The 21274-nt window shown below is 41.6% G+C and carries 16 protein-coding genes; 9 read left to right on the plus strand and 7 right to left on the minus strand.

Annotation, left to right across the window (positions count from 1 at the left end):
• Positions 1–252 precede the first annotated feature (252 nt).
• From MSHOH_RS02560 to MSHOH_RS02575, 4 genes are all read left to right on the plus strand, one after another.
• On the plus strand, positions 253–588 hold the full coding sequence (locus MSHOH_RS02560) for a hypothetical protein (RefSeq protein ID WP_048137119.1): 336 nt from the start codon (positions 253–255) through the stop codon (positions 586–588).
• Between the two features lie 993 nt (positions 589–1581).
• Positions 1582–1884 (plus strand): hypothetical protein, encoded by a 303-nt coding sequence (locus tag MSHOH_RS02565; protein WP_011032857.1) that lies wholly within the window; start codon positions 1582–1584, stop codon positions 1882–1884.
• Between the two features lie 563 nt (positions 1885–2447).
• Complete coding sequence (fen, locus tag MSHOH_RS02570; protein WP_048137120.1) at positions 2448–3464, plus strand: flap endonuclease-1; 1017 nt, start codon at positions 2448–2450, stop codon at positions 3462–3464.
• 112 nt (positions 3465–3576) lie between these two features.
• Positions 3577–4584, plus strand: a complete 1008-nt coding sequence (locus tag MSHOH_RS02575; protein ID WP_048137121.1) for a cation diffusion facilitator family transporter — start codon at positions 3577–3579, stop codon at positions 4582–4584.
• Between the two features lie 47 nt (positions 4585–4631).
• Here MSHOH_RS02575 and MSHOH_RS02580 read toward each other — a convergent pair whose 3' ends face one another.
• Positions 4632–5594, minus strand: coding sequence for a beta-ribofuranosylaminobenzene 5'-phosphate synthase (locus MSHOH_RS02580; RefSeq protein WP_048137123.1), 963 nt, complete (start codon positions 5592–5594; stop codon positions 4632–4634).
• Between the two features lie 295 nt (positions 5595–5889).
• A complete protein-coding gene (gene gpmI, locus MSHOH_RS02585) occupies positions 5890–7437 on the minus strand; it encodes a 2,3-bisphosphoglycerate-independent phosphoglycerate mutase (protein ID WP_048137125.1) in 1548 nt (515 codons plus the stop codon).
• A 273-nt stretch (positions 7438–7710) separates the two neighbouring features.
• Between gpmI and MSHOH_RS02590 the strand changes: the two genes are divergently transcribed.
• Positions 7711–8319 carry an acetate uptake transporter gene (locus tag MSHOH_RS02590; RefSeq protein ID WP_048137126.1) on the plus strand — a complete coding sequence of 203 codons (609 nt, stop codon included), beginning with the start codon at positions 7711–7713 and terminating at the stop codon, positions 8317–8319.
• A gap of 238 nt (positions 8320–8557) precedes the next feature.
• On the plus strand, positions 8558–9397 hold the full coding sequence (locus MSHOH_RS02595; RefSeq protein WP_048137127.1) for a class I SAM-dependent methyltransferase: 840 nt from the start codon (positions 8558–8560) through the stop codon (positions 9395–9397).
• A gap of 21 nt (positions 9398–9418) precedes the next feature.
• On the opposite strand, the gene MSHOH_RS02600 is transcribed toward MSHOH_RS02595, so the two are convergent.
• A complete protein-coding gene (locus MSHOH_RS02600) occupies positions 9419–12253 on the minus strand; it encodes a cation-translocating P-type ATPase (protein ID WP_239451175.1) in 2835 nt (944 codons plus the stop codon).
• A gap of 968 nt (positions 12254–13221) precedes the next feature.
• On the opposite strand from MSHOH_RS02600, the gene MSHOH_RS02605 reads away from it, so the two are divergent.
• Positions 13222–14145 carry a UbiA family prenyltransferase gene (locus MSHOH_RS02605; RefSeq protein WP_048137129.1) on the plus strand — a complete coding sequence of 308 codons (924 nt, stop codon included), beginning with the start codon at positions 13222–13224 and terminating at the stop codon, positions 14143–14145.
• Positions 14146–14387: 242 nt separating this feature from the next.
• On the opposite strand, the gene MSHOH_RS02610 is transcribed toward MSHOH_RS02605, so the two are convergent.
• A complete protein-coding gene (locus MSHOH_RS02610) occupies positions 14388–15173 on the minus strand; it encodes a helix-turn-helix transcriptional regulator (protein ID WP_048137131.1) in 786 nt (261 codons plus the stop codon).
• Positions 15174–15881: 708 nt separating this feature from the next.
• A complete protein-coding gene (purH, locus tag MSHOH_RS02615) occupies positions 15882–17498 on the minus strand; it encodes a bifunctional phosphoribosylaminoimidazolecarboxamide formyltransferase/IMP cyclohydrolase (protein ID WP_048137134.1) in 1617 nt (538 codons plus the stop codon).
• Positions 17499–17894: 396 nt separating this feature from the next.
• On the opposite strand from purH, the gene MSHOH_RS02620 reads away from it, so the two are divergent.
• Together MSHOH_RS02620 and nth are read left to right on the plus strand one after the other, a co-directional pair.
• On the plus strand, positions 17895–19247 hold the full coding sequence (locus MSHOH_RS02620; protein ID WP_048137136.1) for a dihydrolipoyl dehydrogenase family protein: 1353 nt from the start codon (positions 17895–17897) through the stop codon (positions 19245–19247).
• Positions 19248–19387: 140 nt separating this feature from the next.
• Positions 19388–20092: an endonuclease III gene (gene nth / locus MSHOH_RS02625; RefSeq protein WP_048137138.1), complete on the plus strand. Its 705-nt coding sequence runs from the start codon at positions 19388–19390 to the stop codon at positions 20090–20092.
• Positions 20093–20252: 160 nt separating this feature from the next.
• Here the strand turns inward: nth and MSHOH_RS02630 are convergent, their stop codons facing one another.
• Positions 20253–20558: a PDGLE domain-containing protein gene (locus MSHOH_RS02630; protein ID WP_048137140.1), complete on the minus strand. Its 306-nt coding sequence runs from the start codon at positions 20556–20558 to the stop codon at positions 20253–20255.
• Complete coding sequence (gene cbiM / locus MSHOH_RS02635; protein WP_048137142.1) at positions 20555–21220, minus strand: cobalt transporter CbiM; 666 nt, start codon at positions 21218–21220, stop codon at positions 20555–20557. The genes MSHOH_RS02630 and cbiM overlap by 4 nt, the downstream gene beginning before the upstream one ends.
• Positions 21221–21274 lie beyond the last annotated feature (54 nt).

A 21274-nucleotide genomic window follows, 5' to 3' on the forward strand; every position in this document is an offset into this window, starting at 1 on the left:
CAGGAAAAACAAATTCGAGATAAAAGATACATAAATAGTTTATGCAAATAATTATATAGAATAACTGTGTAAAAAATAAACAAAAATAGAAGAATAGTAAATAGAGAAATACATTAAAAATTGAAAAACAGTAAATACTTTATGGGGTTATCTCCATCTAACAATTTCCATCCCGATATCGAGAAATTTGTTTTTTACGCGAAATTTATGATTTCATAAGGAAAATTTCCATAAGTACGTTAGAGGTATACAATGGAGACAAGAGATACAGTATTCCTTATTGTGATGGTTCTGTCATCTTTCCTTCTATCCTTTGAGTGGCTTAGAAGGTTTACATACAAGCCCACAAATCCTTTCATTGACCCTTTAATTATCATATCCATCATGGTTCTGACCGGAACCTTATCTCTCATGCTCATCTCTATTAACAACAAACTTCAGGATTTTGAAGATAAGATAGAAGCAAGGGACCGTGCCCTCAGGGTTAATATGGAAAGTTCGGATACAAAAATTGAAGAAAGGATGAATGAACTCTCAAGCAAAGTTGATAATGCAGTATACGAATTCAACCGCAGAAAGTATCACTGATTTCTGCCCATAATCTTATTTTTTCCATTAGGAATAAGTACTGTTAGTGTTCTTCTCATGCCTTTTATCTTTTTTACCTTTCTTTCATGAATAACCTGATCTTATCTGGTTTTTCCAGTTAAATATTATAACAAGTTATTATTTAACAAGTTATTATTGATTTTATCCTAAAACTCAGAATTTATTTCTCAAATCCTACACCCTAAATAATCAATAAAGTTCCTGATCCTAAAAACAATTGTGAGAATTGTTAATAAATAAAAGCTAAATGGATTTTGAAATAAGCTTATTAAGTTAAATATCTTCCATTCCTGTAATCTCCAATAACCTTCTATATATAGGGCTGCTATTCTTTTCTTTTTCTTTAGTTTTTACCTTTTGTCTTTTATTCTTCTTCCGTAAAATAATTTTTTTCCTTTAATCGTTGTTTTCTTTTCACATTAATCATTTATTTTTTCATATCCTTTCTCATTCTTTATTTTACTTTCATACTGTAGTTTTTCTATTTTTCTTTTTAATATGAATACTTTTAAACTATATTATCGTTAATCAACGATTTTTTGTAGTCTTTTAAATATGTTTATTTTTAAATTCTTTTAAAACTGAAAAATACTATAACATATTTAATTAAGTTATTACGTAGGTAATTCCTTCATTACAAGTGTAATTAAAAGGAAAAGTTCATATATGAGTTTTGTTAAAGAGACTTCAACTCACATTTTAACTATGTTTTATTTATTATTTCTATCAGGTATATATTTAAGAACTTATATTACTTGATTGCTCTGGAACGCTGTCTCCTCTAGTATTTTCGGGTACAAGCTCCACGATTTAGCAAAACTTATATACCGGATATACTCTAGTAAAAAGGAATATCTTGGTTCCAGATATTTATAAATATATTCATATTGATATACTGTATCGTAAATTATTATTACTCAGAGTTAGTATATTGAATTACCTTGTGTAAACAGGTAAAGAAGGAAAGCTAATATGCACCTCAATCTTGAACCGATTGGTATTATCAAAAAGGTTGCAAATAAGTCGGAGATTTTGATTTATTCTGATTTTGAACAGGTTATACGAAATATCGTATCCAAAATAGGAGAAGGAGCGGAAATGGGCCAGAAGCTTCTGGTTATCCACAAAAACAATAGCAAAAAGCAAATAGATGGCCACCAGGTCCAGGTTACGAAGGCTACGCTTCTGGAACGAAAAGGGAATTTGTTGACAATATCCAAAATAGAGGCAAACGAAGACTCAGTGATTGATGTCAGACTTGATCTGACCGCCTGATACCCCCAGACTTCGACATATGCCGACAAAATATTGGATTCTTTCGCATTCTCCTTTTTTTCTGGATAGTTTGGACTATAATTACAAAGACTAAACTCTGATTAGAAACTCTGAAAAGAATGATTTATCACCATTCTTTCTATCATAATATTTTAATTCCTGGCAAAGGTTGTCAAATGGAAAGTACAGGTTTTTAAAAGCCCGGCAGGAGACTGAGATAAAAAGAAATACCCTCTGAAATCTAATATTTATTTTTGCCCTGAGAGCCCGGAGATGAGGGAGCTTGAAGAAAGTCCGATCCTCCGTTAATCCGAAGTAACTTTTCTTTAAATCCTTTTTTAATTCTTCTCCAGTTGAAAGAACTTCTATCTGGTAGCGAGCGTAAAACTTCAGTATACATAATGCCTATTGTCAAATAACTGGAGATTCCTGCAGTGATATGCGCCCCTGATAAACTTGCCTGAAGATACCGATTGTCCTGGCGGTTAAAGGGTTAAAGATAAAAGAACAAAAGCAAAGAAACACTGAGGCTTAAAATAGAGTTTTATTACCTGAGGGAAAACATGGGTACGGATATAGGAGATCTGCTCCAGAAAAGAAAAATAGAACTTTCTGACCTCTCAAACCGGGTGGTTGCAGTTGATGCATTTAACACACTGCACCAGTTTTTGAGCATTATTCGCCAGAAGGATGGAAGTCCTCTGGTTAATTCGGATGGAAAAGTAACCTCTCATCTCTCCGGGCTGCTCTACAGGACAGCCAGTCTGGTTGAAGCGGGTGTAAAACCTGTTTTCGTTTTTGACGGCAAACCCCCCGAAATGAAATCCGGGACTCTGAATCGAAGGAAAGAAATCAGGGAATCGTCGCGGGAAAAATGGGAGAATGCAAAGGCAGAGGGGGATCTTGAGGCTGCCTATAAGTATGCTCAGGCTTCTTCAAAAGTTGATCAGGATATTGTTGAGGATTCCAAATACCTCCTCGGTATAATGGGCATTCCCTGGATACAGGCTCCATGTGAAGGAGAGGCGCAGGCTGCCCATATTGTCCTTAAAAAAGATGCCGATTGTGTTGCTTCCCAGGACTACGACTCTTTCCTCTTCGGAGCTCCGGCTGTTGTCCGCAATCTGGCTGCTACTGGCAAACGCAAGCTCCCTGGAAAGAGTGTGTACGTTGATGTCGAACTTGAAATGATTGAACTTGAGGAAACCCTGGAAGCTTTGGGTATTAACAGGGATCAGCTTATTGATATCGCAATCTGTGTGGGTACTGATTATAACAAAGGATTGGAGAAAGTGGGCCCCAAGACAGCTCTCAAGCTCATTAAAAAACACGGGAACATTCATGCCGTGCTCCGGGAGAAAGGGGTGGAGATTGAAGCTGTGGACAATATAAAGGAACTTTTTACCCATCCTGATGTTACAGATGACTATGAAATCAAGTGGAGTAAACCTGACTCCGAAAAACTCATTAAGTTCCTCTGCGAGGAGAATGATTTCTCTGTGGACAGGGTAGAAAAAGCTTCAGAACGCCTTAAAGCAGCTTCGGGGGCAAGGCAGAAAACTCTTGACCAGTGGTTCTGAGGAGTTTTAAGAAATCAGGAAATTCCATTTTATACCGGCTTTGTTTACATTTTTTTATCTAAACCCGTTTCCTGTATGAATCTTCTCGCAGGAATAATACAGGCAAAGAGGTGTGCAACTGACACAACTTGGACCAGGGAATTCAAGGGAGGAACATTCACATTCTCACGCACACGGAGTTGTGGACCCTGAACTTCTTTCCACGGATAGAGGTCTCTCTGCTGTTAAATGGTCCTTTACAGGTCTGATAATAACTGCGCTTTTTCAGATTCTTGTTGTCTGGATTTCGGGAAGTGTAGCTCTTCTTGCAGATACCATTCACAACTTCGGGGACGCCGCAACTGCAATCCCCCTGGGTTTTGCTTTCCTGCTCTCCAGAAAAAGACCTGATAACCGTTTTACATATGGTTACGGCAGGGCAGAAGACCTGGCAGGCCTATTAATTGTTTTCCTTATCTTTCTCAGTGCCGCAGTCGCAGCTTATGAATCGGTCTCCAGGCTTATTTCCCCTCAGCCCGTTGATTTTCTCTGGGCAGTAGCTGCAGCTTCAATTATTGGCTTTCTGGGAAATGAACTTGTAGCAAAATACAGAATCAGGATTGGAAAAGAAATAGGGAGTGCTGCCCTTATCGCCGACGGATACCACGCACGGGCAGACGGGTTTACGAGCCTTGCCGTACTCTTCGGAGCCCTTGGTGTCTGGCTGGGTTACCCTCTTGCAGATCCGATAATAGGACTTCTGATTACAGTTGCAATTCTGCACATAGTGTGGGACGCAGGCAAATCCGTCTTTTCCCGCATGCTTGACGGGGTTGACCCGGACATTGTTGACGAAATCCGCCAAATAGTCAGCCAGGTAAAAGATGTGAAGGATATTACAGAGGTAAGGGTGCGCTGGTTAGGACACAGACTTTATGCTGAAGTGAACATTGCAGTAGACTCCGGTCTCTCTGTTAAGGAAGGGCACGAAATCGCAGTAAATGTGAGGCACACGATGCTTCACGGACTGGATTACCTTTCAAACGCAGTTGTGCATGTAGATCCTCTGGGGGCATCGGGAGAGATTTTCCATCGGCTTCCGGAACACGAACTCAATGCTCCTCATGATAATTCTCATTGAAACCTGAGCTTTCAAATGCTTAAAAAGTATAGATATTCTCTAAGATTTTAATAATCAGATCTGGACATTTCTGCTCCGCTGTTTTTGGCTCGAGTCATCATTGTGACTCCACCAACTGACTCGTCAAGCATCTTCTGAACTTCTGTTTGAAGCTGCTTTCCTTCTTCCCTGTTATCCATGAAAGCATAAACAACGGGACCGAATGAGCTTACTCCAGCTCCGTAACTCCGGCTGCGCATCAAAGAGGCAATGTCCTTAACGAAGCCAGGCCAGATTAGACTCTCTCTTTTGTTAAAACCAACTGTCTGGACATGATTTACCGCAGCTCCGAAGCTTTCGATGTCCCCCTCTATTACTGCAGGCATCATCTTCATGAGCACCATGTGTGCGACTTCCCTGACCTCTTCTATCGGTAAGGGACAGAATTTCTTAAACACATCGATTTCTTCTTGATCGTGCATGCCTTTCTCATTGGGGATCGCGATGACTATATCCCAGTCAGGAAAATCTTCCCTGAACAGTACAGGCCCGGGCGGCACCCTGCTGGCAGCAGAAGGCAGGAAAACTCCCTTATCTTTGAACCTGTGCCCTCCATCGACTATGAATCCGCCTTTCTCAAAAGCGGCTACTCCTATACCTGAGGTTCCTCCTCTTTTTACTGTAAATGCAAGCTCTCTAATACTTTTTCCAAGCCCGTAAAGTTCGTTCACAGCTGCCGCTGCAGCAAGGGCAGACTGGGTGCCTGATCCGAAACCCACATGGGCAGGAATCAGCTCTTTTACCTCTATTTTGATTCCTTTCCCTGCAGGGAGCAAGGCTTCTGCGGCTTTTTTCATGCGGTCAGCAAACCCCTGCAGTCCTTCTATCTGGATTTCATCAGCTTCTTCTGCAGTAACTTTTATGTTGGGGGAGGAAAGGGTCAACCCTGCTCCTCCATCCATTCTTCCTATCTCGCCGTTCATATCGATAAGTGTTACGTGGAGCCGGCAGGGCGTGGTTATTCTGATCATATGTAGTACAACCCAAAAACATTTTAAAATTTTATAATATATTCTTTATCTTTATCTCTTATTATAGCTGCTGATATTTAATCTTTTTAAAAAAATCCTGCACGGAAAGCCTTTGTTTTTTATATAAACGGGTGAGGGATACATGTCATAAAAAGAAATCTACATAGCGTTTATCCTGATGAACAGAGTAGAAACAAAAATAAAAAAGAAATTTACTGAAAAATTAAAAAGTATTGATCTTTTCTTCAATGCTCTCTGTCCTCAATACTTTCCTTCTTTTTACTCCTTTTTGTAGTCACTCTTTTATTATTAATGATTTGCCTGTCATCTCTTCGGGTTTCTGGATCCCAAGAAGGTCCAGGAGAGTTGGGGTAAGGTCTGACAATTTTCCGTTCTCCAGGGCTTTTACTTCGCCGTTTCCTGTGTAAACGCATCTTACAGGGTTAGAAGTATGCGCTGTATGCGGTTCTCCTGTGTGCGGGTTTTCCATCTGTTCGGCGTTTCCGTGGTCTGCAGTTATAAGTGCTGCTCCACCTGCTTTTTTCAGAGCATCTACAATCCTGCCCACACAGTTATCAACGGTCTCAACCGCCTTTACTGCAGCTTCAAAAATTCCTGTGTGCCCTACCATGTCCATGTTTGCAAAGTTAAGTATGATTACATCATACCTTCCCGACTGAATTCTCCTTATGACCTCATCCGTAACCTCATATGCGCTCATCTCAGGCTTGAGGTCATATGTTGCAATCTTTGGTGAGGGAATCAGGCAGCGGTCTTCTCCTTCATAGCATTTTTCCTGCCCGCCGTTAAGGAAAAAAGTCACATGTGCGTATTTCTCGGTTTCGGCAATTCGAAGCTGGACAAGCCCTTGATCGCTCAATACTTTGCCAAACACATCTGTTAATTCCTCAGGTGGGAATGCAATAGGCAAGTCCAGGTTTTCATCATACTGTGCCATGCAGACATAGTGAACTTCCGGGCGTTTTTCCCGTACAAAACCTTCAAAGTCGTCTGTTACAAAAGCCCATGTGAGCTGCCTTGCCCTATCGGGCCTGAAATTAAAAAAGATTATTGAATCATTGTCCTGTATGACTGTCTCAGGATTTCCTTCAGGGTCGGTGACTACAGTGGGTTTTATGAACTCATCAGTTTCTCCTCTGGCATAAGCTTCAGAAACTGCTGTTTCTGCATCTGGGGCTGTATATGGGGCGACTCCAAGAGTCAGGGCATCATAGGCGAGTTTTGTCCTTTCCCAGCGTTTATCTCTGTCCATTGCGTAGTAACGCCCCTGTACTGTCGCAATCTTTGCGCTCCCGTTCTCCTTACAAAAAGCATCAAGCTCCTTAACATCAGCAAGACCGGCTTTAGGAGGAACATCTCTCCCATCCAGAAAAACATGTATATATACTTTTTTTAACCCTTTCTCCTGTGCGAGTTTGATAAGGGCATAAAGATGGGTCATATAACTGTGAACGCCTCCGTAAGAAACAAGCCCCATGAGCTGCAGGCTTGAATCATTGAGCTTTGCGTTTGAAATTGCGTCCAGCAAAACAGGGTTTTTGAAAAAGTCTCCGTTTCTGATAGAGACATTTATCCTTGTAAGATCCTGGTAAACAACTCTTCCTGCCCCTATATTCAGATGACCAACTTCAGAGTTTCCCATCTGACCTTCCGGCAGGCCTACGGCTTCCCCGGAAGTTTCTAAAAAGCACCATGGACATTCTTTAAGCAGGCGGTCAAGGTTCGGGGTTCTGGCTGCCAGGATAGCGTTTCCTTCTTCGGCTTCCCTGTAGCCCCAGCCGTCAAGGATCATCAGCATAAGAGGTTTTCTTGCCTGAGTCATATGAAGGAAATTCCACACATGGTCATAAATAGCTTGTTATGCAACATTTGGATCTTGTTTTACATGATTCTCTGGACTCTTCTTATGAATTTGTATATTATATATTTATGATGTCTTGAAAATTTATCTACAGTCCGTAAATATAAGTATTAATAATTACATACTTCCACAAAAGGTGAAAAAGAGACCTCAAAAACGGCTGAGTGTCTCCACATATTTTTTATTGGAAGTTCAGGCTAAATCTCCGGTTAACGGGAAGGAGGATTGGATTTCATGAGTCAAGAAGTTAGTAGAGATGTTATGAACATTAGTGATGTAAAAATAAAGGATTTAACCGCAAACCCCGCTCCTCTGGGTTTGATGGGTTTCGGAATGACAACTGTGCTTTTGAATATACACAATGCCGGCTTTTATCCGATGGATGCAATGATCCTCTCCATGGGTTTCTTTTATGGTGGCATAGCTCAGATCATTGCCGGACTTATGGAATGGAAGAAAGGTAACACTTTCGGAACTACAGCTTTTACCTCATACGGGCTGTTCTGGCTGACTCTGGTTGGAATTGTTCTGCTCCCAAAATCTTCGGAGAGTTACACAACCCTGGCTCCCGGTTCATTTCCTTTTGCCGCATACCTCTTCATGTGGGGAGTCTTTACCCTTTTCATGTTCGTAGGCACGCTGAAAGGCACAAAGGCTCTTTCTGTGGTTTTTCTGGCTCTTGCAGTCCTGTTCTTCTTACTTGCTGCCGGAAATTACTCAGGCAATGCAGCAATACTGAGGGTTGCAGGTTATGAAGGAATCTTTACAGGAGCTGCCGCAATCTACACAGCCCTTGGTCAGGTACTGAATGAGGCGTATGGGAAAAAGATAGTTCCTCTCTAAAGAAGTATTTTAACCTTGTTTTTTGCCGGGCTCAAACCCGGAATTTTACTATTTTTGATGAGGATAATTTTTCAATCCACTCATCTACTTTTTCATCGGTCGCCTCAATCCAGCCGTTTTTTAATAGAGTCTTTTTATGTTTATGTGCTATTTTTTAGTAAAATACTTATTTCTTAGCACTATTCTATCTTTTCGTAATAACTGCCCTAAAGTCGGTCAAAGTAAGTGAGGAATTAGGATGAACACCAAAATCAACTGGAATGAAGTCTGGAAAGAGAGAATGGAGTTGCAGAGTAAGACACAGATGAACACTGACTGCACAAATATGTGGAAAAACAAAAAGAACGCAAAACGTTTCTGGGAGATGTCCCGGGAAAATAATGGCAGGATTGAAAAAACTCTGACCGGGATGGCTCTTACTCCGGAGTCAAGAGTCCTTGATATCGGGGCAGGCCCCGGAAGCCTGGCAATTCCTCTTGCTGAAAGGGTTACACATGTAACAGCAGTCGAGCCTGCAGAAGGCATGATGGAGATCCTGAAACAAAATATAGAGAGCCATGGAATCAGGAACATTAACTGTGTCTATAAAGACTGGGAATCTGTTGAAGCGGAGTCTGACCTCTGTCCTCCATATGATATCGTGTTTGCATCTTATTCTCTGGGCATGAAAGATATCCGTGCCTCAATCCAGAAAATGATTGATGTATCTTCGGGATATATTTATCTCTACTGGTTTGCAGGAGATACCTCCTGGGATGTACATTCTCGAAATCTCTGGCCTATCCTGCATGGGTGCGAGTACAGTCAGGGCCCAAAGGCAGACATCCTTTATAATATACTCTATGACATGGGAATCTATCCCCATATAAATGTCTTTCCTTTTGAGCATAAAAACCGTTTTGAAAATCTCGAAGAAGCCATTGAGCATTTTAAACCCCAGTATGCTGCTTTTTCTCCTGAGCAGGAAGAGATTCTCAAGTCCTATCTTCAGGAGGTGCTTGAGGAAGAGAATGGGGCTTTAATGCAGAAAGGAAGGAGCACAAGGGTGAAAATCTGGTGGAAAGTCTCTTCTTTTTAAGGTAAGAGACTCAAGGTTATGTTACATATCCTTATTACGAGCAGCTCTTACCCTTTTAAAGACCTCCATTACAGCAATGACACTGCTGGCAATTATGAAAAGGATAAACCAGATCTCAAACGAAACGGGGCTTGCACCAAGAAGACCCTGGAAGAAAGGTATATGCATGGCAGAAATATGGAGTCCCTGCATCATAATTACGCCCATAACCAGGAAATAATTGTTCCTGGCTGGTACGCGGAATGCGGAACGGTATTCAGAACGGCAGTTAAATACATGGAAATTCTCAAAGAGAACCATCAATAGCAACAGGAGGTTCCTTGCCCATTCCTCTTCGTATCCTTCCCCTAGCAGCCACACCCAGACTGCAAAAGCTATTACCCCTATAGCTGCCCCGGAAAGCATTGTTTGATTTATCATGAGTTTATTGAAAACTCCTTCTTCGGGCTTTCTTGGCTTTCGATACATTGTTCCGGGTTCTCCTGCCTCAAAGGCCAGAGCCACCCCTTGAATTCCATTTGTAACGAGATTAAGCCACAGGAGTTGCACCGCAAGCAGCGGGATTGGTAACCCCATAGCAAGCGCGAATATGAAAAGTATCACTTCTGCAAGCCCGGTTGAGATAAGAAGAAGGGTGACCTTCCTGATATTGTCATAGGCAATTCTCCCTTCCTCAACACCTGCAACAATCGAGGAGAATGTATCATCAGTTACTATCATTGACGAAGTATCTTTTGCCACATCGGTCCCTGACCCCATTGCAACGCCGATATTTGCCCTCTGGAGCGCAGGAGCATCATTAACCCCGTCTCCTGTAACCGCAACAAAATGTCCTCTCCTGACAAGTGCGTCTACAATATTCATCTTCTGCACGGGCGTTACTCTTGCAAAAACACGTGCCTTTTCAATTGCAGAGATGAAAGCCGGGAGCTCGGGATCTCCAAATTCTTCCATTTCTCTGCCTGTGATCATTTCCTCTTTGGAATGGGCGATGTCGAGCTCGCTGGCTATCGCAAGTGCAGTTTTCGGATGGTCTCCTGTAATCATTACCACGTCAATTCCAGCCCTTTTACAGGTATGGACCGCTTCAGTAACATCGGGCCTCAAAGGATCTATGAACGCCGCAATGCCGAGAAATGTGAGCTCTGGCTTTACAGACTCGAGCTCAGGAGTGTCTTCAACCTTTCCTGAGACCTGACCTTCAGCCACAACGAGAGCACGGTACCCCTTCTCCATCAGGGAATTCAGTTCCTGGTTCAGGACATCAGGATCAATCGGGACCGTGCCTTCTGATGTATTCATTTCTATACAATATGGCAGGACTGCTTCCATAGCTCCTTTGACAGCTACTTTAACGGGTCCATTTTTATCATCCTTATAGTATACAGCCGCATACATCCTCTCGGACTCGAAGGGAATCTCGGCAACTATTTTCGCCTCCTTTCTGGTCTTTTCCGGATCTATTCCTATCTTGGATGCAAGTGCAAGAAATGCTACATCTATGGCATCTCCATGATGAACCCATATTCCATTTTTCTGAGAGAGGGCTCCTTCATTGCAAATCGCTGCAGCTACTGCAAGCCTTCGAAGCCTTTCCTCATCTTCAGTGCCAGGAGAATCTCCATTCTTTAGCCTTACCTCCCCTTCAGGAGTATAGCCTTCTCCTGAGGCCTCAAAATAGTCTCCTGGGGGAAGCAATACCATTCTTGCTGTCTGCTGGTTGACAGTAAGAGTGCCTGTTTTATCAGTTGCTATTGTGGTACAACTTCCGAGACTTTCAACTGCGGAAAGCTTGCGGACGATTACATTTCTTTTAGCCATACGGGTGGCTGCAATCGAAAGTGCAACTGTGACACCTACGGGCAGCCCCTCAGGAATAGCCGATACAGTGAGTGCCACTGCAAGGAAGAAAACTTCTATAGGTGCAGTTCCCTGTGCAAGAGCAATAGCGCTCATCGCAACACTTGCAGCGATCACAGCAATTCCTACTTTCTGGGCAAAATCTTCCATTCGTATAAGGAGAGGTGGCTTTGCTGACTCTGTTTCCGTAACTGCACGTGCAATCCTGCCAACTTCGGTTCGGCTGCCCGTCGCAGTCACAACACCACAGCCGCGTCCCGTAATAGCAGTACTTCCAGCATATGCCATATTGTGCCTGTCACTTACAGGAGCATCTTCTTTGAGTACGTCCACAGTTTTCTGCACAGCAGCGGATTCGCCGGTAAGGAGTGATTCATCAACAGTCAGGTTTGTAGCACGGAGAATACGAAGGTCAGCAGGGATACGGCTTCCAGATTCGAGCAGGACAATATCCCCCGGGACTATCTCTTCAGCCGGAATCTCCTTCTCGGCTCCCTCTCTTCTGACCCGGGACATAATTTTCAAGATTGTCTGTAGCTGTGATGCGCTCTGTTCTGCTTTCCATTCCTGGATAGTACCGATTACAGCATTGATAATTACTACAAGGAAAATGAACCCCGCATCCCTGAGGTCATCCAGAAGAACAGCGATTACTCCTGCTATAAGAAGGATGTAAATTAAAGGGCTTTTAAACTGGTGAAGGACTATTTCCGCAAGTCCAGGCGGCTTCTTTGCTGGAAGGGTATTTTCTCCGTATTCTTTGAGTCTGATAGATGCTTCTTCAGGATCAAGTCCCCTGGAGGAAGTTTCAAGCTCTTTAAATACCTCATCACTTCTCTGAGAATGCCATGGAGTGATATCTTTATCATGGCTCTCCGGGATCTCTGACTCAGAAGGTTTTTCATGGAATTGGCTGTTCCTCCTTTTTTCTTCCAGACCTCGTTTATCCATGTCTCCTTCAGGGATATCCTGATCTGACGAAAATATACCTGTCACCCCCCAGTCTCTTTTTTTCTAAAAGGTTGTTTTCCGACAAATTTACCTTCCTCTTTTCTTAAGTTAATTTGCAGGTTCAGGTATTCTTCTGCTCAGGAACTGGAGATGCAGCTTGACAGTTTTTCCAGACATGATTTTGTATTTTTTTAAAATAACTGCATCTATTGAACACAGGAACCCCCTTAGTATCAGAGCAATTTTCAGTTTCTGAACTGTTAAATGTCCTGATATTCTCTCAAAAACTTATTTTGCCCGCTGTATCCCCTTTCGCAACATATGTTGCTTATCTTATAAATCTAGTTTCTTTACATTTGAGCAGCTTTTACACTTCTATTTTAACTCAGATAATTCCATTAATATATTTAGTGACAAATTTTAATATCTATTTATTACTGCTAAAAATAGTTTGCGAAACAGATTTATATCGATTTTTTGCATGAGCCCTGCATAGAATTTTTGAATTTAAATGCCTAATAAGATATTTTTCACTATTCATAATTTTTACTCTCTGCTTTGACTCCCATTTTTGCATCAGTAGACCCGATAAATTCAATAAAAAGCTCGACTACGGCCGAAATTCGTTTTTATACAGCTTAGAATACCGGATTCACAAAATTATATTCCATTGTTACGAAGGTTGTCAAACCTGTAATGACCTCAGTTTGAGAGTGTTCTGTTTTCACGAAGTTTAAATAATTTTTTTAAAATATTAATTGCCACCACCCCGAATATCAGTTTGATCCAGAATTACCTATTGTGCGTGAATGTTAAGGTTTTTGTAATCATGTATCCCGTAGTTCTTTTTTCAGTCACGGCAGGATATTTTTTCTGTATAAATATAATTGCTAGTTTATTCTCTCAATCGTTAGTTCAATCATATATAATTTGTATAGTAATTTATTTGTTATACGGATCTGTCTATATTATATTGGATTAATAATATTTAAAAGTCAGACTGTATTAGTTTTATGAGCTCCAATGTATTTTCTGGAAGTTTTGGATCTATTTTCAAGCACAGACGAACGAATTCCCCCAAGTATCCTGAAGAAAATGCCACTCTTGAACTACTTAAAAGTTCTATTTTAGTTGCATTCTCTGGTGCACTAAGAATACATCTCGCGTTTCTACTACTTCATATTCAATCAAGTATACTAACCTGTGTTGCAGGTGGTCTAATTATTTATACTGTATATACCCTTGACAGAGCTCTTGGATCTGAAGAGGATACTGTAAACCGGACTGAATTGAATGGTTCGAATAAAAAAATAGGACTTGCAGTTTCGATACTGGCTTTTATTATAGGAACCTGTATACTGGCAGTAGAGGAAATGCTTTTACTTGCATTCATACCTTTCATAACTGGTTACCTGTATAGTAAAGGCATTAAAATCGGCAGGTTTGCTTTGAAACTCAAAGGTGGACTTGGAATTAAAAATCTTGTTGTAGGACTCACCTGGGGTATTTTCATTGCAGGACTTGCAGGTAGTGGGTGTGGAAACCTGGTTCCTGTTGTTCTGGTCTTTATTTTTTTCGGCGTTAAACTCTTTATAAACTCTGCTATATACGATTTCAAGGACATTAAGGGAGACACTCTTGCTGGTATCAGGACTCTTCCCGTAAGCCTCGGAGCACGAAAAACCCGCAATCTTCTTCTCTCGATGCACCTGTTCTCCCACATGGTAATCGGAATTGCCCTTATCCATGGAGCCCTTGCTTTTGAACCCTTTATAGTCCTCTACAGTTTTGTTTGCGGGCTGATATGCATCCAGAAATTTACAAACTCCGAAAATGCCGAGTTTTCTTCCCGGAAACTCGAAAGAACCGTGCTTGTCGACGGGGAATCTACATCCATTCTTGGATTGAGAATGGTTGCAGTCTCGCTGATTGCATAAAGACTCAATGCCTGAAAATACTCTTATGGAAAGTTCACTCGGATTTTACAGCTGGAGCCTGAAGTTATACCGAAAACAATGCAAAGTTAATATGAAAAATCTGTTATAGTCTCTCAAAGAGACTTCAAACAGGTTAGACTGAAGATCATAGATTCTTCAGTCATACTTCTAATTTGTTTTTCAGCTTTTTTCTTTTCAGTCTCTCAGATTAAGTGGACTTAAGATGGTTGTGAATCTTCGGCTTACAAAGTCTTAATCTCGACCGCATTTTCTTTGTAATACTTAAAAAGGTCTTCTCCCCATTTAATTGATGAAGAATCAAAGCCCACAAGATCACTCCTGGGGTCAAATGTTCCGTTTTTGAAAAAGAGTGATAGTGATACAAACCTGTCTGTTACGACAAAAGCCACTTTTGCAGTGTCGTACACATGAAAACTTGTGTGTTTGTGATTAAGAAACTCTTCAATTTCAGAGTTATGCTCGCTTTTTATTTTGAAAAACACATTTGGTGTAACAATTATAGAAATCGGGATATTCTTGCGAGCCATATCAAGAAACATCGATGGGTAGCTGGGAAGGAAAATGGACGTAAAACCCATAAAACGTCCAGAGGCAGGAACATTATCCATAAATGTTTTATGAGAATCGTAAATATGTTCGTGTTCGTCTTTTATAACCCTGCATTCTTTTAGCTCTTGAATTCTGTTTAGCAGCATCTCTGGGACTGCTGTGATGTCATGATCTCTCCAGAACTCTTCGTTTGTTTCTATGGCTGTCAGAGTGTCAAGGAAAGGTTTGTAATGTATAGCTGAAACTTTTCCCAGGGAAGTTAATCGATACATCCCTTCCTGCCTGACAATCATATTCGCGGTCTCCATTTCTTTCAGGCGAGGTAAAATCTCCGGTGATCTTACATCGAAGTAGTCTTTGATCTCCGAAAGGGTTTTAGGGCTCTCCTGAAGTAAAAATAGGATATCTTTTCGTTTTTCAGAAAAGGTTAGGATGCTTAAAAGTCCAGTTGATTTCACAAATATCAGCCCATAGTTCTTATGCTGTTTCTGGAGTAGTTTGAAAGTAATTATACAGATATAAGCTCTCCATCTTTTATTTACAGGGGAGGCAATTTGATTTTTTTAATTCCTTTCATCTTTTATATTGAATTGAGGTTGCAGTTATGTCAAGGTGATATAATATTGCTAGAATGGTATACGAATTCAATATATATTATCTTTTTCAAGAGTATATCTAATCTTTAATAAATTTTTCTAATATTTAGATATTCTGTGTACCGGTCTTTCGAAAACGAAAATTTCCGGTCAAAAAAGCACCCGTAAACTCCGTAAAATAATCTATTATCTGAATGATATAAAATTATTCTATTAATATATGACTTAATACTGCATATTCGGAGTGCAGGTTGAAAATCATAGATAAAAAATTGATATTTAATATTTAGCCGTTCGATAAATTCTTAGTAAAAGTACATCTATCTAATATGACCTGAATGCCTGCCAGATGTATTAATTATTTACTGAAGTATGTGAGTTAATTTGTGGTATAGATATCCAGTTCAAGATTTGCAAAAATAGCAATCTGGCAAATTTTTTATCTTTTAAACCTGGCAGTCTGGAAACAAATTTAAAATGAGGATGTACCCTGCCTTATGCAGGAGTACTCGAGTTTTATATGGACTCAGTTATGTATCTGGGTCCCTCTTTGTCTAAGCTTCTTATTTTTCAGTGAAGGAAATGCCGCATACCTGTGAAGACAAGGGCGACTCCAAGTCTGTTTGCAGTAGCAATAACCTCACTGTCTCTTATGGAGCCGCCTGGAGAAACAATGTAGCGGATGTTATTTTCTGCTGCATAAACCACACTGTCATCAAAGGGGAAGAAAGCATCTGAAGCCATTACACATTCGGACATAATCTTCTTGCAGTATTCTTCAAAAGATTCAGCAGGCTGCTCACGTTCATATATTATCTTTAGATTTTCAACTGCTTTTGTGGCTGCCAGTTTACGGATCGAGTCTACTCTGTTAGGCTGTCCTGCTCCCATACCCAGTACCATGAAATTTCCTGGTTCATACTCGTGAGCAAGAATCACGGCATTGGATTTTGTGGCTTTGCAGGCTTTAAGGCAAAACTCTGAGAGCGCACGCTTGTTTTCAGGATAGGGAATTTCAGTAACAGACTCCCATTTTTCGTAAATGCCTATATCACGGCTCTGCTTAAGCATACCTCCTATTACGTATTTGTAGGTATACTCCGTTCCGAAAACCTCTCTAAGTTCAGGAAGTTTCAGGAGTCTCAGGTTTTCACTTTTATTTTTCAGATATTCCAGGGCATCGGGTTTGAAGTCAGGGGCAAGGATAATTTCTACAAATTTCCCGTTCAGAAAAGTTGCAGCTTCGAGGTCAAAAATCTCGTTTGTACAGATTATGCTTCCGTAGGCAGAAATGGGGTCTCCGTCCCAGGCAGCCTGCAAAGCCTGGAGGAGGGTTTCTCCGGTAGCAAGTCCGCATGGATTATTGTGTTTTACAATTGCCACGGCGGAGGAAGCATTTCCGAGTTCTTTAACCGTCTGGAGGGCATTGTCCGCATCTACATAATTATTATAGGAAAGCTCTTTCCCATGCAGCTGGACTGCCTTTGCCAGGCTCGGGCCTTCTATTGCAGGGTCTTTATAGAAATAGGCCTTCTGATGCCAGTTTTCTCCATATCGAAGTTTTACCCCGTCTGTAAATTTTAGGCGGAGTATCTCTTCTCCAAGCAGGGTCCTGCTCAAATAAGTATCAATAGCTGCATCATAATCCGCTGTGTGCCTGAAAGCTTTGACTGCAAGTTCAGCCCGGGTTTTTTCTGAGATTATTCCGCTTGAGCGCAGTTCCTTAAGGACGTGCCCGTAGTCAGAAGGGTCGGATAATACCGTTACCGAGCGATAGTTCTTGGCTGCAGAGCGGAGAAGAGTAGGACCTCCGATATCTATGTTTTCAATAGCTTCTTCAAGCTCTACATTTGCTCTGGAAACCGTTACCTCAAAGGGGTACAGATTTACGGCTAACAGATCGATAAGGGAGATGTCTTCTTTTGCAGCCTCCTCCATCTGTTCCTTGCTGTCCCGCAGACATAGAAGCCCGCCATGAATTCTCGGGTGGAGGGTTTTGACTCTTCCTCCCATCATCTCCGGATAGCCTGTGACTTCCGTGACATCGGTGACCTCGATGCCGGCATCACGAAGGATTTTCGCAGTCCCGCCGGTTGAGATGATCTTCACGCCAAGTGCTTCAAGCCCGCGTGCAAATTCCACAATTCCTGTCTTGTCTGAAACGCTGAGCAGTGCCCTTTTTACCAAAAAATCACCAATATACTTGGTTTAAAAATTATTAGCTATAAAACTTATGGTTTACGCATTATTTTATTGGAAATAGATTTTTTCCGTTGAAAAATCAGAATTTAACTCCTTAAGTACAACATTTCTGTTAACATCCTGATTAAACCTTCAGATATGTAGTTCTTTAATCTTTTGGTATTTTTGCATGAACGTTTCCATAATTCTTCTATTTCCATACTTTTTCAGGAAGAATGTTCAGGTGGAATACTTATTCTTTGGAAATAGAAAGAATAAGGAGTACTGGGAGTGGGGTTTCTCAATATTATCCATTAAGCCTGCTCCTGATTTTCTGCTCATTTTTTTATTTTACGTTCTGCTCATTTTTTTCAAGAAACAAGTAAAAAGGTTGAGTAATCAATGCAAAAGGAATACGACATCATAATCATCGGGACAGGTACTGCAGGCCGAACTCTCGCAGGCAGGGCAGAGTCATCTGGATTGAAGTTTGCTATTATTGACTCGAGGGAGTACGGAGGTACCTGCCCTCTTAGAGGGTGCGACCCCAAAAAAGTTCTTGCAAATGTATCGGAAGCTACAGACTGGAATAACAGGCTTATAGGCAAAGGCGCAGGGACAAAAGAGCCTTTAAATATTGACTGGCCTTCACTTATCAAATTCAAAAGAACATTTACCGAGGGCTATCCACAGGAGACCGAGAAAGTGTTCGCAGATATGGGGATTGACATGTATCACGGGAGAGCTTATTTTGAAAACGAAAATACCGTGATTGTCGGGAAATATACACTCAAAGGGAAATATATTTTTCTTGCGACAGGGTCGAAGCCTCGAAAACTGAGCATTCCTGGTGAAGAGTACCTTACAACAAGTGAGGAGTTCATGGAAACCGAGAAGCTCCCTGCAAAGATCGTTTTTGTCGGTGGGGGGTATATCTCTTTCGAGTTTGCACACATTGCCCGGCGAGCCGGAGCCGAGGTTTTAATCCTTCACAGAAGCGAAAAGCCCCTGGGAGGTTTTGACTCCGATATGGTAGACCTGCTTGTCAAAGCCTCAGAGACGGCAAGTATAGGGGTTCTTGTAAACAGGCCGGTAGTAGCCGTTGAAAAAGGAAGCAACGGATTCCTGGTCAGAACCGAGTATAAAACAGAAGCAGGACCCGAAACTCAGACTTTCAATGCAGATATGGTGGTAAACGGAGCAGGCAGAGTCCCTGATCTTGAAGACCTGCACCTAGAGAGTGCCGGAGTTAAGGCCGAAAAAAAAGGGATTATAGTTGATAAACACATGCGGACATCAAATCCCTGTGTTTACGCAGGTGGAGACTGTACTGCCGAGGGCATACAGCTCACTCCGGTAGCAACTCTTCAGGGAGAAGTTGCAGCTGCCAACATTCTTGACGGAAATGAAGCTGAAGCCGATTATACAGGCATTCCCAGTGCAGTTTTTACTATTCCTGTCCTTGCTTCCGTTGGAAGCAGTGAAGAGAAAGATTATGAGAAATATAAGGTAATCTTCAGTGACCGAAGTAATTGGAACACTACCAGGAGAACAGGACTTCAGTTTGCAGCCTCAAAGGTAATTCTCGATGAAACAAATGACCGGATAGTGGGAGCTCACATTCTGGGCCCGCATGCAGAAGAGGCTATTAATATTTTTGCCATGGCAATGCGACTTGGTCTCAGGGCATCGGATATAAAGAAAATGGTGTTTACTTATCCAACGATATGTTCCGATATTCGTTATATGTTTTAAAACCCGGCTTCATGGCAAGACTGCCAATTTTATATTGCTTTGAACCAAAAAAGAGAGACAAAATATGGCTGCATACCTTCAAGTATATTCGTTCTTATGATTGAGATCTGGAAAACAAATCTGATGCCGGAGTTCTTTTGATGCCTGAAAAAAAACCTGATAAATTGACTTCCAATGAGTTCCTCAAAAAGTATAATATCCTTGATAATAGACATAATTTTGACCGGATATGGGCTCTATTAAAGAAAGAATACCCGGATGCTAAACCTTCTCTTAACTACAGTAACCCTCTGGAACTTCTTGTGGCAACTGTCCTTTCTGCTCAGTCGACTGATGTCCAGATTAACAGGGTGACTGAAAATCTATTTAAAAAGTATAGGACTGCCCGAGATTATGCAAACGCAGACCTCAGGGAGCTCGAAGAAGATATTTATTCAACTGGATTTTACAAAAGCAAAGCAAAAAACATCAAAGCTGCTGCGCAACTGATTGTCGAGCGCTATGGAGGGGAAGTCCCGCAGACAATGGAAGAACTGGTAACCCTTCCCGGAGTAGGAAGAAAAACCGCTAACATAGTGCTTGCCAGAGCTTTTGGAATAACAGAAGGAATTGCCGTGGATACCCACGTAAAAAGAGTTTCCGGAAGGCTGGGATTTACTAAACATACAGATCCTGTAAAAATCGAGCAGGACCTTATATCCCTTGCCCGAAAAGAAGACCTGGATTCGATTTCAATGACCCTGATTTATCACGGGAGAAAAATTTGCCAGGCAAGAAAACCAAGGTGCCGTGTTTGTGTTGTGAAAGATCTATGTCCTTCGAGCATTATATTTATTGGGGAGTAAGCAGCGAATTTTTTCTGAGGTTTGTAGAAAATAGCTTGGTTGAGATGAATCCGGAAAGAAGCCTGTTGAAATCCTTAATAACAAAAAACTATATGGGGTAGCCGCTTCTTCCATCTCTGGAAGAAATAGGCTTTAAAAAAAGGTAAGAATGTTTTTTTGCTCAGGCTTTTTTATTAAAAACTTTGCCTAGCCCGAAACTGATTGCCAGTACTGCTATAGTCCCTATGGCAATCGCCATTATTTCTCCGCTCTTCCCCATACCTTCAATTGCATAATCAGGCATTGGAGAACTTACTGCGGGTTCCATTTCTTCAAGTTCTGACATTTTCGATTCTTCAATTACCCCTCCCGCTGCACTTTCCAGCCCGTCAGGGTCGGGAGATGCAAGGAAAGGAGCAAGGATGGAAAGCAAAAGTGCAATTGCAATTCCTGCGTAAAGGAATTTCATATTCGAATTCCCGCTCATGCATGAGCCTCCTTCTTTGACTTCTCTGGTCTGGCAGTAAAGCTGTCTTCAAGGAGATCAGGGCGGGATTTTGCAATTGCTGTGATTACAACCGCAGTGATCAGCCCTTCTCCTATAAAACCAATTATCAGGTGATAAGTACCCATTGCAATGAGACCCGGAACCAGGGGGAAAGTCCCTGCAATCCACATCTGAACTGCGCAGACAACAGCCGAAATGAAGAGCCCTAGCCAGGCACCTCCAAAGGCTGCAATGCTTGTGCCTGTGCTCCTGCGAAGAGCAGCATAAGTATAATATCCTACAAAACCGGAAATGATGCCCATGTTGAGAATATTTGCACCCATAGTGGTTATCCCGCCGTCACCAAAGGCGAAACCCTGTACTAGCAGTACAAGTGTGAGTACCAGTACTCCGGCCCAGGGGCTTCCGAAGACAATGGCAACAAGGGTTGCTCCTACCATATGTCCGCTTGTTCCCATCCCTATGGGAATGTTCATAGCCTGGATTGCAAATATTCCTGCCGCAAGGGCGGCAAGAACAGGCACTTTCATTTCGTCAAGATCATTTTTTGCCCATTTCATTGACATAAAAATAAACGGAATAGCAATTACCCAGTAGACAACTGCCTGCGTTAACGGAATAAAAGAATCAGGTATATGCATTTTTGTTTCCTCTTTTACACCTTATTTTTAATTTTCCCCTTTTTCACTGTGAAC

Origin of the sequence: Methanosarcina horonobensis HB-1 = JCM 15518 (genome assembly GCF_000970285.1) — an archaeon.
Lineage (GTDB): Archaea > Halobacteriota > Methanosarcinia > Methanosarcinales > Methanosarcinaceae > Methanosarcina > Methanosarcina horonobensis.

Bases quoted from the DNA above. Each gene is read 5' to 3' on its own strand.
- MSHOH_RS02560 (WP_048137119.1), top strand. From the start codon at position 253: ATGGAGACAAGAGATACAGTATTCCTTATTGTGATGGTTCTGTCATCT.
- MSHOH_RS02565 (WP_011032857.1), top strand. From the start codon at position 1,582: ATGCACCTCAATCTTGAACCGATTGGTATTATCAAAAAGGTTGCAAAT.
- fen (WP_048137120.1), top strand. From the start codon at position 2,448: ATGGGTACGGATATAGGAGATCTGCTCCAGAAAAGAAAAATAGAACTT.
- MSHOH_RS02580 (WP_048137123.1), bottom strand. From the start codon at position 5,594: ATGATCAGAATAACCACGCCCTGCCGGCTCCACGTAACACTTATCGAT.
- gpmI (WP_048137125.1), bottom strand. From the start codon at position 7,437: ATGACTCAGGCAAGAAAACCTCTTATGCTGATGATCCTTGACGGCTGG.
- MSHOH_RS02590 (WP_048137126.1), top strand. From the start codon at position 7,711: ATGAGTCAAGAAGTTAGTAGAGATGTTATGAACATTAGTGATGTAAAA.
- MSHOH_RS02595 (WP_048137127.1), top strand. From the start codon at position 8,558: ATGAACACCAAAATCAACTGGAATGAAGTCTGGAAAGAGAGAATGGAG.
- MSHOH_RS02605 (WP_048137129.1), top strand. From the start codon at position 13,222: ATGAGCTCCAATGTATTTTCTGGAAGTTTTGGATCTATTTTCAAGCAC.
- MSHOH_RS02620 (WP_048137136.1), top strand. From the start codon at position 17,895: ATGCAAAAGGAATACGACATCATAATCATCGGGACAGGTACTGCAGGC.
- nth (WP_048137138.1), top strand. From the start codon at position 19,388: ATGCCTGAAAAAAAACCTGATAAATTGACTTCCAATGAGTTCCTCAAA.
- MSHOH_RS02630 (WP_048137140.1), bottom strand. From the start codon at position 20,558: ATGAGCGGGAATTCGAATATGAAATTCCTTTACGCAGGAATTGCAATT.
- cbiM (WP_048137142.1), bottom strand. From the start codon at position 21,220: ATGCATATACCTGATTCTTTTATTCCGTTAACGCAGGCAGTTGTCTAC.